Source organism: Phyllobacterium sp. GQ127 (genome assembly GCF_059758635.1).
Genome location: NZ_JCAXDZ010000032.1, coordinates 1 through 374, shown reverse-complemented (window position 1 = coordinate 374; position 374 = coordinate 1). Strand labels below are relative to the sequence as shown.

1 pseudogene is annotated in these 374 nt (G+C 56.4%); it reads right to left on the bottom strand.

Annotated elements, in window-relative coordinates:
- Positions 1-374, bottom strand: a pseudogene (locus AC6CHM_RS25135) (hypothetical protein); the annotation flags it as partial.

The window sequence follows — 374 nt, the reverse complement described above, 5'->3', positions numbered from 1 at the left end:
TAGGGGCCTGGTTTTTTTAGTTTCGGCATTTGTTTCAGCGGTTTGCCCAGGCCAATTTCGGTTTTTCGCACCGGGGCCGCCGGAACAATAATCAATCCCTGCACCTTGATTTCCGGGCGAGGTGGCAGTTGGTCGTCGGTTACACCCACTCCGGTTATGGTGATAGACCTTTTGACCGATTGACCGATGTCGATGCCATCGGGATCGCGGCTCCACTCCTCCTTTGCAGTGATGCTGCGGGCAGCAAGCCACCACGAACTGGCATCCGTCAATTCCGGTGCGACCTGAATGGTCACCGGTTCGGTTTGAATGACCGTCGTTACCCGGGCGCCGCCCCGGTCGATATAAGTCAGGTTCTGGACGAATGGCGGTAT